Below are 14,190 nucleotides of genomic sequence, written 5' to 3'. Positions count from 1 at the left end.
ACAATATTACATTACATGATCAAATATAATCAACTTTTGTTAAATTGCAAAACAAATGTAATATTATAATAATAAAATAACTTAAGCAAATTGCATCGATTTTTAATAATCTACTGTTCTAAATGATTCATATAAATCCCTATTGTAAGATAATTGTGTTATTTGATCAGGATATGCAACCTCAGTTGTATCCTCAAGTAGAGATATTAGTAAATAAATGTAAAGACCTGATTTCTAATGCATAACCACGCCCTGCCTGTACATGATTAGTAATGGTTATAAATGTTAACTTAAACTACTTATTTGTCATTGTATGTATCTTCAATACTGTATACTAATGTTATCCCAGTGTTTACAAATAAAACTTATACGTACTTGATTGATTACATGTGTGAATGCAGAAATGTAACTGTGTGTGGAATTGTTAACTACATCCTTTTCCACTTTCTTTTAGTATTTAAGAATTAAACTCTAGCAGAAGTACTAATTAGTACCCGCTGAGAATGCCATATTTTAATTCGCATTTTAAGTGCTCCATTTTTCTAATAGCTAACAGGATTTAATTGTCGATTATTGAATAGTATCTTTGTTACAAATTAATTGTAATAGATATGAAATTAGCTTTCTTAACTTCTCTCCTCCTTGTTATCATCAGTAGTAGTCAAGTATTTTCGAACACTGATACAAATAACTATGACGTATTACATTATAACATTGAGTTAGAAATACTTGATTTTTCATCTCATAATATTAAGGGACACACATCAGTTGATCTGATTCCTAAAAAAAACATAAAGACCCTACACTTGATGCTAAAATCGCTTCAAGTGGATCAAATTGATTTGACTGGCAATGTGGTTACCTACCAGCAATTTGGAGATTTTATTGAACTTAGATTTCAAACTGAATTGACACAAAATGATACTATACAATTAGTAATTGATTATCATGGAGTTCCAGCTAAAGATCCTAGTTGGGGCGGTTTTTATTTTAGCAGTACTGATGGTGGATATGCCTATAATATGGGAGTCGGATTTGCAGATAAACCACATAATTATGGAAGAATTTGGTTTCCTTGCAAAGACAATTTCACTGATAAAGCTACTTTTGATTTTACCATCATCACTCCTATTAATAAGAAAGCCATATGTAGTGGTGTTTTTATAGGTCAAACTTTAAATCCAAATCAAACCATTAGCTGGCAGTGGAAAATGGAACAGGAAATTCCTACCTATCTGGCATCATTTGCTGTTGCTAACTATGAATTTATTGAATGGACGCATACAGGTTTGCAAAAAGAAATTGATATACTGCTTGGAGCCGTTGCCTCAGATACAAGTAATCTTATAAATTCGTTCAAAAATCTGGACAATTGCATTGATATATTTGAGCAAAAATATCTTCCTTATCAGTTTGATCGAGTTGGTTTTGTGGTTGTTCCTTTTAATTCTGGTGCAATGGAGCATGCATGTAATATTGCTTACCCCAAATACGCTGTGAATGGAAATCTTAGCAGGGAAACTTTAATGGCACATGAATTTGCTCATCATTGGTGGGGCAATCTGGTTACCTGTTCAACGGCTGAAGATATGTGGATCAATGAAGGATGGGCTTCCTATTCCGAACATATATTTACAGAAGGTATTTACGGAAAAGAAGCTTATCAGGATGCTGTCAGGACAAATCATAAATATGTTTTACAATATACCCATATCCGTGATGGCGAAGCCAGGCCACTTTTCCCTTTACCTCATGATTTTACTTATGGCAGTCATGCCTACGATAAAGGCTCGGATGTGGCTCATTCATTGAGAGCTTATTTGGGTGATAGCTTATTCTTTTCAGGAATAAATGAATTCTTAGATAAAATGAAATTCAAAAGCTGTAGCTCAGAGCAATTTAGAGATTCTTTATCCAAATATACTGCCTATGATTTGACAAACTTCTTTGCAAATTGGGTGTTTGAAAAAGGATTCCCACATTTTAGTTTATTAGTTAAAAGCACATCACCAACAGTTGAAATCGATGTAATACCTGCCTTGCGATTCACGTCAAAATCCTATCTTAATGTTCCTATGACAATTAGTTTTTTTGATAGAAATTTTCAAATGCAAGAAAAGGAAATCATTCTAAATGGCCAACGAGAGTCGTTTTCTTTTTCACTGAATTTCGAACCAGTCTTTGCTGCTATTAACTTCAATGCAGCAATTAGTGAAGCAAAAACATCCTATCATCAAATAATCTCTTCTACAGGTAATTATGATTTCAAGGAAGCTCTGATGAATATTGAAGTAAATCAACTTAGTGATTCAGCTCTTCTGTTTGTGGAGCATCATTGGGTAGAACCAACACATTGGAATAGCACGCTCAAAGGAATACGATTTTCAGATTATAGATATTGGTCATTTAGCGGCATTTTTCCGCATAATTTTTCTGCAATTGGAAAAATTAAGTACAATGGTACAGTTGGAAATATGATCGGTGAAACCTATCTAGACCATACATTAAATATAGAAAACGAAGATAGTCTTCTTTTAATGTATCGGAAAGATTTTGCTTCTCCATGGGAAGAATGCAAGGATTATACGATCTCAACAGGACATAAAACCAATAAAATTGGCGATATAACAATACATAATTTGGTCAGTGGCGATTATTGTCTGGCAAAATATGATCAATCAGCTGGTTTTGGAGCTATTAAAAAATCAGATCCTTCAATTAAAGTTTACCCAAATCCATCGACAAAAATGTTGCATATTGAAATGGCTGATCAACATGAATGGGATAAAATCAGATTGCTTGATTTACACGGCAAATGCATTGAGAAATGTGATACCAACAGACTCAACTTAGTTTCTTTTGATTTGGAAGGAATAGCTGCTGGATCTTATTTGGTTGAACTTTCGAACGGTGCACATAAAATTGTCCAAAAATTCATTCTAGAGTAAAATAATTAGCAAGTTATTCAAGTATATTGAGTCAAAAGAGAAATATAGTTTAAACCGCATGCAGGTCAACACAGAGGAGAAAAAACTTATTGAAGGAATTGTCTCAAAAGATGAAATTAGTTTCAAAATTTTCGTTGAAAAATATCAGACTTTCGTCCTCAATGTGTGTTTCAAATTTGTACAGGATTTTGACGATGCACAAGATTTAGCTCAAGAGGTTTTTATTAAAGTGTATGATAGTGCAAGTAGCTTTCGTGGAGAAGCTAAAATATCAACTTGGCTGTATCGAATATCTGCAAACAAATCCCTGAATTATATTCGAAGTAAAAGAAAATTTAGTTTTCTAGATCGACTTAATTCTTTGCTTAATGAGGATGGAGAAATTCAAAGTAAAGCAGCTTTTAATGCCACTGATGAGTCGACTGAGGACTTAAAATCCAACTATATATATCAAGCCATTGCAGAATTATCCGACAAGCAAAGAGTTGCATTTACGCTCAATAAACTTGAAAATTTGAGTTATAAAGAGATCTCAGACGTTATGCAATTATCCCTTTCGTCAATTGAATCATTGATTCATCGAGCGAAGCTCAACTTACAAAAGAGCTTATATGTTAAATTTAAAAAACTAAACTAATAGACAAGAAATTACAAATTGTTGTGTCATAAATATTGAATCATGAAATGCCAAAAAGTTAGAACATATTTAGCAAAAAATATTGGAGAGGACCTAACAAGCTCTATTCCAAAGGAAATTGCTTCGCATTTGGACAATTGTCAACATTGTACTGAATATTTTGAGTTTGTACGAAAATCATTTATGGAATTGGAAACAACTAATATTACAGTGCCCCAATCTCCCTATTTCTTTTCCAATTTGCTTCAAAAAATGACTCTGCGCATCCAACAAGAAAAATCAAGTGTAATTCAAAAATACTATCGACCAATTGCTACTTCATTGGTAGTAATTACAGCTGTTTTTCTTGGCTTTTTTATTGGCAATACAAATTCTATTCTCTACAATTCACCTGAAAGTTTTGTTGATGTTTCAGATGATGAATACATAAGCTTTGTACAAGCAGACATATTTGAAGAAGAGTATATTAAAATCCTTACCGATGAGTAATAAAACAAAAAATATTTTCCTAATTGCACTGATCGTTTTATTTGTGATCAATATTGCTGCATTAATAACTATAATAGCCGTAAATAAAAAAGCAAATCACCCAGAGAAGAACTGTTCAGGTCAGTTATTTGAAGGACGTAAACATTTCGAAAACTTCATGTATAATGAGCTCGATTTGTCAGAATCGCAAAAAGATTCGTTCATTAAAATAAAACATGATTTTGTAAAACAAACACGCTCCATTACCCATGAAATGAGAGCTAACCAAAATAGGATTTTCAAAGAGTTAAAAAAGGATGCCCCAGATCAAGTACTAATTGATAAATACACACAAGTTATGGCAGATGATTTTATTCGCTTGAAAAGATTATCTAATCAACATTTTTTGAAAATCAAGGAGGTTTTAAATAAAGAGCAGGAAGATGTGTTTTTCTCAAAAATGAAAAAAGATTCTATAGAAGGGGATCCACTTAGTGGGAGGAAAAGAAAGCACAAAGGGCCTTCTCGCAATTAACTGACCAGAAATATTTAGCTATTCAATATATCCTTTTTACGAAGGCTTTTTGAAATAAGAATTAATATCAATATAACACTTAAAAAAGCAGCTATTCTGCCTATATAATCACCCATTTTTGCATAGAACGTAACTTTTTCTCCTATTTCAATTGGCTGTTTAATAACTGTTGCTTCCCACCACTTTGATTGCTGGATAATTTCACCATTTGAATTGATATAGCAAGAAACACCTGTATTTGCAGATCTCACGACATCTTTTCGAAATTCAATAGCACGTAATCGGGCATATAAATAGTGTTGTTTATAACCTGGAGTATTTTTCCACCAACCATCATTGGTAATGACAACAATTAAATTTGCTCCCTTAAGAACAAATCTTCCAACATAATCGCCAAAAATAGATTCATAACAAATGATAGGTGCAGCAGTAATTTGTTGATTAATTTTAAAAACAGAAGGTTCTTCTTGTTTGCCTAAACTTCCTGATGTGCCTCCAAGATCAAGAGCTAGCTTTTCAATAAATTTAAAAAATTTAGGATATGGCATTTTTTCAACACCAGGAACTAATCTTGATTTATGATATACTTTATAGGTAGGTGTATGGTCTAACAGCAAGGCTGCATTATAGGAATCGTAATAACTGCTGTCGAGCCTATAAACACGTGCTGTTGCTGATATTTCTTCGTCTTTTTCAAAAAACCGATAGGAGTCTAATCCTGAAATAAGTTTCAAGTCAGGGTATTTCTCCAACATTTTCCTTATTCGAGCAATATGCGCATTGTAATTCAATGTTTTTTCATCAAATGGTATCGACAATGCTGTTTCTGGCCAAACCAGTAAGCGAGTATTGGAGTCGATTTGCTGTTCGCTAAGTTCTAACAATATGTCTAATTGCTTCGAAAAAGCCCCTTGCATAAACTTATCATGATAGGGATCAATATTGGGTTGAACAATAACCGTATTATGAGTGGTTTTCGTGTTTTCAAATCTTGGAATTGCAATTGATATCAAGATTGGAATTAATAGTATTGCCAATAATTGACCAAACCGAATAAATAGTCGCATACTTGCTAAAGCTGTTTTGTGACTTTCCAGAATTCGTTTGACAATTGAAAAAACGACCAGATTAGTTAACCAAATCCATAATGAACCACCAAAAACACCTGTAAATTCATACCATTGAACCCAATTAGGATGGGCTGCAAAAACATTTCCCAGCGTTAGCCAAGGCCATGCTAAATCCCAATTCAAATGAAGAAATTCATAGGCAATCCAAAATGTAATCAAGAAAACCAACGAAACCTTACTTTTTGATACTGTTTTTAACTTATGATATAACAAGAAGGGAAAACTCATTAACAAACTGTTAATTAATACGGCCATCACTGCTCCTATAAAGGAAGCGTTATATATCCAATAGGTTGTAATTAAGTTCCAAACAAAAAACGCAATGAATGTATTATATAGTAAGGTTGATGCGCCAAAACGGTTTTTCTCTTTTGAAATCAATTCTTCTACAAAAAGAATAGGCACAAATGCAAAAAAAACAAGAAAACTCATTTTGAAGGGCGGCCACGATAACCAAAGCAACAATCCACTTAGGATTGAAAGCAGTACAAGATAAATACGTTTAGTTTTTTCCATCAACAATAATTACAAATTCACCTTTAATCAATTTATTTTCGAATATTTCTAATAACTCACTAAGAGTACCTCTTATTGTTTCAGCATAAATTTTTGTTAGTTCACGCGATACAGAGGCATTTCTCTCAGGACCAAAAACATCACTAAATTGCTTGAGTGCTTTTAAAATCCTATATGGCGACTCATAGAATACCATTGTTCTTTTCTCATCCTTCAAACTCTCCAACCGCTTGCTTCTACCCTTTTGATGTGGTAAAAAGCCTTCAAAAACAAATGAAGTAGCTGCAAAACCTGATTCAATAAGTGCAGGAACAAATGCAGTTGCACCCGGAAGACACTCAACTGCAACATTATTATTAATACAATGTTTAACGATCAAATAGGCTGGATCAGAAATTCCAGGCATGCCTGCATCAGATACTAAGGCAATCGTTTTTTCAGTTTCACTAAGTTCTTTGGCAATCTGTTCAGCTATTCGGTGCTCATTATGCTGATGATAAGCTCTTTTTGATGTTTGAATATCATAATGATTAAGCAATTTACTCACCTGACGTGTGTCTTCGGCAAGTATTTGATCTACTTCTTTAAGTACATTCAAACATCTTAAGGTAATATCCTCCAAATTACCAATTGGTGTAGGAACAATAAAAAGCTTACCCATTATTTTTATTTCAAATGAATTTCTTCAACCTGATCAACATCAAAACTTAACCCTGAATTATGAATAATGCCAACAATAGCGCAATTATCAGGATTCCATTTTGCATCCATTGTAATTTTGAATTCTTTAATAAAAACCCTGTTCATTTCGGGGTTTGACATTAACAAATTGCCGCCTGGATTTGTTAATACATCTCGTAGTATATGATTGTTAATATAATTTGAATCAACATCAGGTATCGAACCTTGTGGTAAGGTCTGCGGAGCAATCAAATCGCTTTCAGTTAAGGCAATTGTCAAATATTTATCATCAGCAATAGCCGTTGTGAATTGCACTTCAGCTCTGATTACAAATGTATTAGCTTCAGTTAAGTGGGGAGTACTTACTAATGAAATATTAACAGGGGAAGCTAATAACAATCTTTGGTCAACATAGTTAGTCCAAAACGATATTCCAACCAATTGGTTTGTTTCTCCACTGTATTTTACTCTATCAATACTTCCAATTGGCAATGCTCCTTCCTCACCTAGTAGTTTAAATATCTCGGTTCCATCATCCGTACGAAAATCTTTCTCCAAATCATGAGGACGTGTGAAAGGGATTCCATCTGGATGAATGGCCATACCAACAATTCTTCCTGGATTAGCCATAGTAATATCTACTAGTTTTGCTGCTGCATTAGGACAATTTGGGCAACGAGCACCTGTAAAATCTTCTATCAGCACATTTTTCTCATCTGGAATTATTGATGTTGATGATATATAAGTTGAATCAAATAAAGACGTATCGATAGGATCGAAATTAATATAAGGGCCTTCTTCTTCGCAGGAAATTAGGATAGTTAACAACCCAATAAAAAATACGATTAAAAAAGTATGTATCGTTTTCATAGTTTTAGAAACTTGTTGTTAAATTAAATTTTAAGCCACTGAAGGCAGGTTCCACACGGCAAACACCACCTGTACAAACAACTCCTTCAACCTGTTTCATATAGCCTAACGAAAATCTTGTTTGATTTAATGTGTAGGCTACAAAAAAGTTGTAATAATGCTTTACATCATCTACTTTCAAAGGCTTCGTATTGATCATATCAGCAATGGAAAACGAATAATGCGGTGCAATATTAAACTCAACCAGACCAAAAAAGAAATCACCATGATCTTGTTCTGTAAATAAATATTGAATTTCCCACCTGACTGATTTCTTTCTATCAAATTTATAGACAAATTCTGAAAAAGGTGTAAAAGTAGTGACAGCTGGTTCATTCTCATTTTCATAAACTTCCTTGTCGTAGTATACCGTTTGTACACCAAAAGTTGCTTTTAACTTTTTACCGAACTTATGATAGTAATCTAAATAATACTCATGATATATTTCTTTGTTATGATCATCGGTTACATAGGAAACATTGGCACTAAAGGTATTTTTCTTATTCGGTGAATAGGTTATTTCAGCCTGTGAGGCTATTTCGCCAAGTTCCTGAGCTGAAATACTATATAGGGCTGGAAGAATTTTGGCTTGTTGTTTACTCATTGGTGGCATGTAATTTATTGTTCCAACCAAAAATGAGCTAAAAGATGATGTTCGCATGGTAAAACCCTTGGTCCGTTTATGTTGCAAACTAACTCCTAAGCCTTTCGTTGAGTAATTCAATGAAGTGTATAATACATCTCCATCTTCATTAATAAATTTATTCCCTTCTAAATTTCTGATAGCTTCAGCAGTTTTCTTTGCATATTCAACATAAAAGTTGAAATTTTTATAATTCAATGTGCTATAAACAGTGGCAGAAAACAAATTATACTTTGGAACAAATCTCTCTTCCAATGGATAACTGTTTATTTCACTGGCCAATATATCCATAGTCTGCTTATCCAATGTTCTGTTAATTAGCCCAGTTCCAACATACCAACTTAAGTTTTCTCCAAAATAGAAATCTCTTTCAAGATTAATACCCTTCATTACCTGATCGTGTGTAGTAAATCTGTTTTTTTGTCTTCCGGTAAATGCCTTTATTCTAAAATCATCAGTGAAATCATATTTTAGGTTTAATCCATTAATAGCATAATCTAATCCTAAAATACGGTCTTCAAATGCCCTGAATATTATTCCACTACCAAATTGATCATAAAAATGACCAGCTGTGATATCCAATTTGCCAACTTTTTTATTTACAGAATAAAACGCCAAACCCTGATCAGTGTATACCTCATTAGGATCCAATAATGGAGAGTTATTGAAAAGATCATAGCGAACTGAAAAATTAAATCCTGCAACAGAATAGTTTAAAAACATCCATGCTTCCGATGATGAGAATTCTCTAAGGTACTGACTATTTGTAGCACCAATAGATGTGTCCTTCACATAAAAGTTAGAGTTAACCATTAAATCACCAGACAATTGTGCAAATGAAAGCAGCGGGAAAATAAAAATGAACAATCCGAATACAAGTTTCCTCATAATTTGGCTATTAAACCTGATTAAATAATTGAATTTTAAGGACGAATATACTTATCAAAAAATTTTATTGATGATAAAATATCTATAAAAGACCTTCATCTGCAAAGCTAAAATAATGTTCCTCACTGAAAATCAAATGATCGAGCACAGAAATATCAAATAATTTTGCTCCATCGCTTATTTTTTTTGTGATTTCTAAATCAGCTTGGCTAGGTTTAATGTTACCTGATGGATGATTATGACAGAGAATGATGGATGAAGAAAGCTCTTCAAGTGCGGCATGAAAAACAATTTTGGGATCGACTAAAGTTCCAGAAACACCACCAATACTTACTTCAACCTTTTTTATTACCTGATTAGAGCGATTGAGTAAAAGGACGATAAAATGCTCTTGTTTAGAGTCTGCCAGAAAAGGAAATACAAAATTATATACATCTTTACTGCTGGTGATTTTGTTTTTGGAATCTTCTAATTCATCTTTTCGTCTTCGTCCAAGTTCCAGTGCAGCTGCAATACTAATTGCTTTTGCATGACCAATTCCTTTGAAAGCTGTCAATTGCTTTACACTCAAACCACCTAAAGCTTTGAGATTGTTTTCGGCCTTGTTTAAAATGGTTTTTGCAAGCTCTAAAGCATTTAGTTCTTTCGAGCCTGAACCAATTAATATAGCTAAAAGCTCCGCATTTGTCAGAGCTTTTGGGCCTTTTAACAGCAATTTCTCACGTGGACGGTCTTCTTCAGACCAAGACTTAATACCTAATTTATTGCCATTGCTGGACAAAACAGGGTATTAAATTTAAGAAAGATGAGCAATGAAGTTTGCTAATCCAGCTTTTCTGTTTGCAGCATTATTCTGGTGAATAACACCTCTTTTGGCTAACTTGTCTATCATTGATGAAAGTCTGTCATATTCTTTAACAGCCTCTTCTTTATCTTTAATAGCCTTGAAATTGCGAATAGCATTTCGCACAGTTTTAAACTGATATCTATTTCTCAACCTTCTTACTTCGTTTTGCCTTATTCTTTTAATTGCAGACTTATGATGTGCCATTCTTATTCAATTTAGAGGTGCAAAAATACAAATAACTTTCACACCACAAAAATATAGATCAATTATTTACCAACTAATTCTTTAATATGCTTCTCTAGATTATATTCATCCCCTTCCACATATCCATTATGGGTGTAAACGATGCGTTTATTCTTATCAATTAATGCAGAAAAAGGAACAGTTGGATAATTGAAAAGTGCCTTTGAATTACTATTAACGTCAATTAAGACTGGAAACTCCCATCCTTTTCCATTAATATAAGGCTTAACTTTTGTAGCGTTACGAGAATTATCAATTGAAATGGCAATTACTTCAATTCCGTAGTCATCTTTCCAATCTTCATATAATTCATCAATGTTAACTAATTCTTTTTTACAAGGGGCACACCAAGTAGCCCAAAACACGATAACAGTGACCTGACCGCTTTTAACTTGATCTTTTAGGTCAACTACTTTACCATCAAGTGTCTTCATTTTACAGGAAGTAAGCTCTTTGTTAATTTTTTGTGAATAAGTTACGGAAACAATTAAAAGTCCCAGGATAAGTGAAATTACCTTTTTCATATGCTGTGTTTTGATTTATTTAAAAGCTTAAATTAGATATTTTATTAAAGTTCAAATATAACAAACCTTCTATATCAGAAAAGTTTTCTATAATCTACTTTACAAATATGATGCAAGAGTTAGTCTTTTATTAATAAGATTAGAATAATACGAATTACACGTATACATAAATCATATTAGGATAGTTGTTAATACTAGGCTTTTCGTAACTTTGATTAATTACTCACTAGGTCTCATTAGTATTTTAAATAAAAGTAAAAATGAAAACAAAACGATTTAGCATTTCTATTATTTTCGCTTGCATAATCATTTCATCAAGCTTCTCTCAAAATTTACAAAATATTGAATCAAAAGATTATAAGAAATGTATCTTAAATGAATCAAATCAATCAATTAAGTATATTGAATTGACTAATAAACCTGTTATTGACGAACAATTTTCAGTAGCATGGCTTAAAGCCATCCATAAATCTGGACAGGACAATAATTTTGAATTATATGAAACGCAAACTGATGATTTAGGTTTTACGCATTTACGTTATAATCAATACTACAAAGGTTTACCAGTAGAATTTGGACGTTATTATTTACATGTAAAGAACAATCATTTACAAAGTGCGAATGGCGATTATTATCCAAATATTGATCTATCCTCTACTCCACAAATTACTAAAGGGGAAGCTCTTCAATTTGCAATTGAGCACGTACAAGCAGTAAACTATATATGGGAGTCGACAAATGAAAATCCTTTGGAAAATGCATCTCCTAAATTGGTTATTCTTCCATTCAACAAATCTTATCAATTAGCATATAAGCTTGATATTTATGCAACGAATCCGTTGAGTAGACAAGATGTTTTCATAAATGCACTTAGCGGTGAACATATTTTATCGGTATCACAAATACATTTCAGCAATGCAAATGGACTTGCTGAAACCCGCTATTCAGGTAATATAAATATCACTACGGATAGTCTATCACCTACTTCTTTTCGATTAAGGGAAACAGGAAGAGGTAATGGTATTTTGACAAAAGATTTAAACAAAGGACTTGATTATACACAAGCTGTTGATTTTACGGATACTGATAATTATTGGGACGACACAACTAATCATAATGATGTAGCGACTGATGTTCATTATGGAATGGAAACAACTTATGACTATTTTTACTCGAAACACAACCGTAGCTCCTACGATCAAGCTGGCACAGCCATACAAAATTTTATACATGCTGGAAGCTGGTTGTCTCTTGCTTTTTGGGATGGGATTGGTTTCTATTTTGGTGATGGAGATGGAGTTAACACAAAACCATTTGGATCATTAGATATTGTTGCACATGAATTCACTCATGCTGTAATTGAATATTCAGCCTCGCTCACCTATTTATATGAAGCAGGTGCTTTGCAAGAGTCATTTGCTGATATATTTGCTGTATGTGTCGATTATTACAAGAATTCATCCTACGGTAATTTCATGATTGGAGAACAAATTACCACTTCAGGATTACCCATGAGAAACATGGCATCTCCTAAAACTAAAAATCAACCAGATACCTACCAAGGCCAATATTGGAATACGTCCATTGGTAATGAGTGGGTTAATTCAGGCGTTCAGAATTTTTGGTTCTTTTTACTTGCAACTGGTTTAAATGGCGTAAATGACAACAACGACACTTTTAGCATCACAGGAATAGGTATTAATGATGCTGCAAAAATTGCCTATAGAAGTTTAACAACTTATTTAACACCATTGGCTGATTTTAATGATGCTCGATTTGCCTCAATTCAATCAGCAATTGATTTGTTTGGCAGTTGTTCTCCAAAGGTTCAAACTACTACCGATGCATGGTGGGCTGTTGGAGTTGGTAATAAATATCAAAATGATAGTTTGGAATCAAAGTTTTCAGCTGCCTTCCGATACTTATGCAATACTCCTTCTGAAACCTTTTTTATAAATAATTCTACAAATGCAAGTAATTATTTGTGGGATTTTGGCGACAGTACTTTTAGCAGTCTTCCAAATCCTTTACACACTTATCAAGACACAGGGTATTTCACAGTAAGTCTAAGCGTTTGGGACACATCAAGTGTTTGTGGCACTAATGATACAGACATAACAATAAAGACGAATTACATCTATGTGAAGCCCAATGCAGTCGTAAATTTCGAATCTGATTTGACAGAAGTGAATGCAGGTTGTGAAATAATTACATTTAACGATTTGTCAGACTCCTGTGTTCAAGAACGGAAATGGGAAATTAGTCCTCCATATTATAGTATAAAGTCTGTTAATAATGATCTTCCTGAAATAAAAATACGATTTGACAGTGCCGGAACCTACCATGTTAAACTGATTGTCGACTTCGGTTTAACAAAAGATTCGATATTAAAAAGCAATTACATAACTGTTCATAAACCTTCAAATCCAGATTTTGCCGCCAATTTACTTAACCCCCGAATTGATCTGGACACAGTGCTGTTATCCGATTTAAACCCTGTATGTTCCTGGCAAAGAACATGGACTATTTCACCAAACTCGTATACCTTGATCAGCAAAAATGCTGATAATTCACAAATCAAGGTTGTTTTTAATACGGCTACAACCTATAACATAAAATTGACTGTTGGTTATGGGGCACACTCAAGTCAAGAAAACAAACTTTCTTATATAAATGCCCTTGACTATTGCATCCCAACTGTTTCAAATATCAATCAAGATATTGGTATCAGCTTCTTTAAATTTCAGGATATCACAAATTTTTCCACCATTGGTCAATACAAATACAATGATTACACAAATTTGAGTACCTCGATAGCACAGTTTGATACTGTTGCGATTACACTTGGCAGGAATACTACACATAACGTCATGTCAAGAAAAGTTTGGATTGATTATAACATGGATGGTGACTTTAATGATGTTGGAGAAATGGTTGCTTCCGAAACTCCGGCCAGTACACTTTATTGGTCAGATACTTTTTATGTACCTGGTACCACTAAGATTGGAAATACGATATTGAGAGTTGGAACCAGTTTAATGAATTTGGGAAATTATCCTTGCGGGCCAAATACGTATGGGGAATTTGAGGATTATCGACTCTTTATAACAGAAATGCTTCCATTAATCATAAAATTAAAATCTCATGATTCACTGCTAATTGAACAATGTGAAAATTATATTGATAGTGGCTTCCATATTTATCGAGAATTTAATCCAATT

12 protein-coding genes are annotated in these 14,190 nt (G+C 33.2%); 5 read left to right on the top strand and 7 right to left on the bottom strand.

Annotated elements, in window-relative coordinates; translation table 11 throughout:
• Positions 1 to 611 precede the first annotated feature (611 nt).
• Genes HOG71_09910 through HOG71_09895 form a run of 4 tightly spaced genes read left to right on the top strand, consistent with a single transcriptional unit; the run spans position 612 to position 4,588 of the window.
• Positions 612 to 2,948, top strand: coding sequence for a T9SS type A sorting domain-containing protein (locus HOG71_09910; protein MBT5991150.1), 2,337 nt, complete (start codon positions 612 to 614; stop codon positions 2,946 to 2,948).
• A 58-nt stretch (positions 2,949 to 3,006) separates the two neighbouring features.
• A complete protein-coding gene (locus tag HOG71_09905; GenBank protein ID MBT5991149.1) occupies positions 3,007 to 3,585 on the top strand; it encodes an RNA polymerase sigma factor in 579 nt (192 codons plus the stop codon).
• Between the two features lie 42 nt (positions 3,586 to 3,627).
• Complete coding sequence (locus tag HOG71_09900; GenBank protein MBT5991148.1) at positions 3,628 to 4,074, top strand: hypothetical protein; 447 nt, start codon at positions 3,628 to 3,630, stop codon at positions 4,072 to 4,074.
• Positions 4,067 to 4,588, top strand: a complete 522-nt coding sequence (locus tag HOG71_09895; protein ID MBT5991147.1) for a hypothetical protein — start codon at positions 4,067 to 4,069, stop codon at positions 4,586 to 4,588. The genes HOG71_09900 and HOG71_09895 overlap by 8 nt, the downstream gene beginning before the upstream one ends.
• A 14-nt stretch (positions 4,589 to 4,602) precedes the next feature.
• Here HOG71_09895 and lnt read toward each other — a convergent pair whose 3' ends face one another.
• The 7 genes from lnt to HOG71_09860 all read right to left on the bottom strand — a co-directional run bounded on the left by lnt (position 4,603) and on the right by HOG71_09860 (position 10,969).
• A complete protein-coding gene (gene lnt, locus HOG71_09890; GenBank protein ID MBT5991146.1) occupies positions 4,603 to 6,234 on the bottom strand; it encodes an apolipoprotein N-acyltransferase in 1,632 nt (543 codons plus the stop codon).
• Positions 6,221 to 6,895 carry a 16S rRNA (cytidine(1402)-2'-O)-methyltransferase gene (rsmI, locus tag HOG71_09885; GenBank protein MBT5991145.1) on the bottom strand — a complete coding sequence of 225 codons (675 nt, stop codon included), beginning with the start codon at positions 6,893 to 6,895 and terminating at the stop codon, positions 6,221 to 6,223. Before rsmI ends, lnt begins: the two co-directional genes overlap by 14 nt.
• 5 nt (positions 6,896 to 6,900) lie before the next feature.
• On the bottom strand, positions 6,901 to 7,785 hold the full coding sequence (locus tag HOG71_09880; protein MBT5991144.1) for an Omp28-related outer membrane protein: 885 nt from the start codon (positions 7,783 to 7,785) through the stop codon (positions 6,901 to 6,903).
• 4 nt (positions 7,786 to 7,789) lie between these two features.
• Entirely contained in the window at positions 7,790 to 9,355 is a 1,566-nt protein-coding gene (locus tag HOG71_09875; protein ID MBT5991143.1) for a hypothetical protein, read from the bottom strand.
• Between the two features lie 82 nt (positions 9,356 to 9,437).
• On the bottom strand, positions 9,438 to 10,136 hold the full coding sequence (radC, locus tag HOG71_09870; GenBank protein ID MBT5991142.1) for a DNA repair protein RadC: 699 nt from the start codon (positions 10,134 to 10,136) through the stop codon (positions 9,438 to 9,440).
• Between the two features lie 15 nt (positions 10,137 to 10,151).
• A complete protein-coding gene (locus HOG71_09865) occupies positions 10,152 to 10,406 on the bottom strand; it encodes a 30S ribosomal protein S20 (protein ID MBT5991141.1) in 255 nt (84 codons plus the stop codon).
• A gap of 62 nt (positions 10,407 to 10,468) precedes the next feature.
• A complete protein-coding gene (locus HOG71_09860) occupies positions 10,469 to 10,969 on the bottom strand; it encodes a TlpA family protein disulfide reductase (protein ID MBT5991140.1) in 501 nt (166 codons plus the stop codon).
• 260 nt (positions 10,970 to 11,229) lie between these two features.
• Here HOG71_09860 and HOG71_09855 point away from each other — a divergent pair.
• Positions 11,230 to 14,190, top strand: a 2,961-nt coding sequence (locus HOG71_09855) for a PKD domain-containing protein (protein MBT5991139.1), incomplete at its 3' end; no start/stop codon positions are given.

It is taken from the genome of Bacteroidota bacterium, assembly GCA_018698135.1.
Classification (GTDB): Bacteria; Bacteroidota; Bacteroidia; order CAILMK01; family JAAYUY01; genus JABINZ01.
This window is presented reverse-complemented; position numbering and strand designations above follow the sequence as displayed.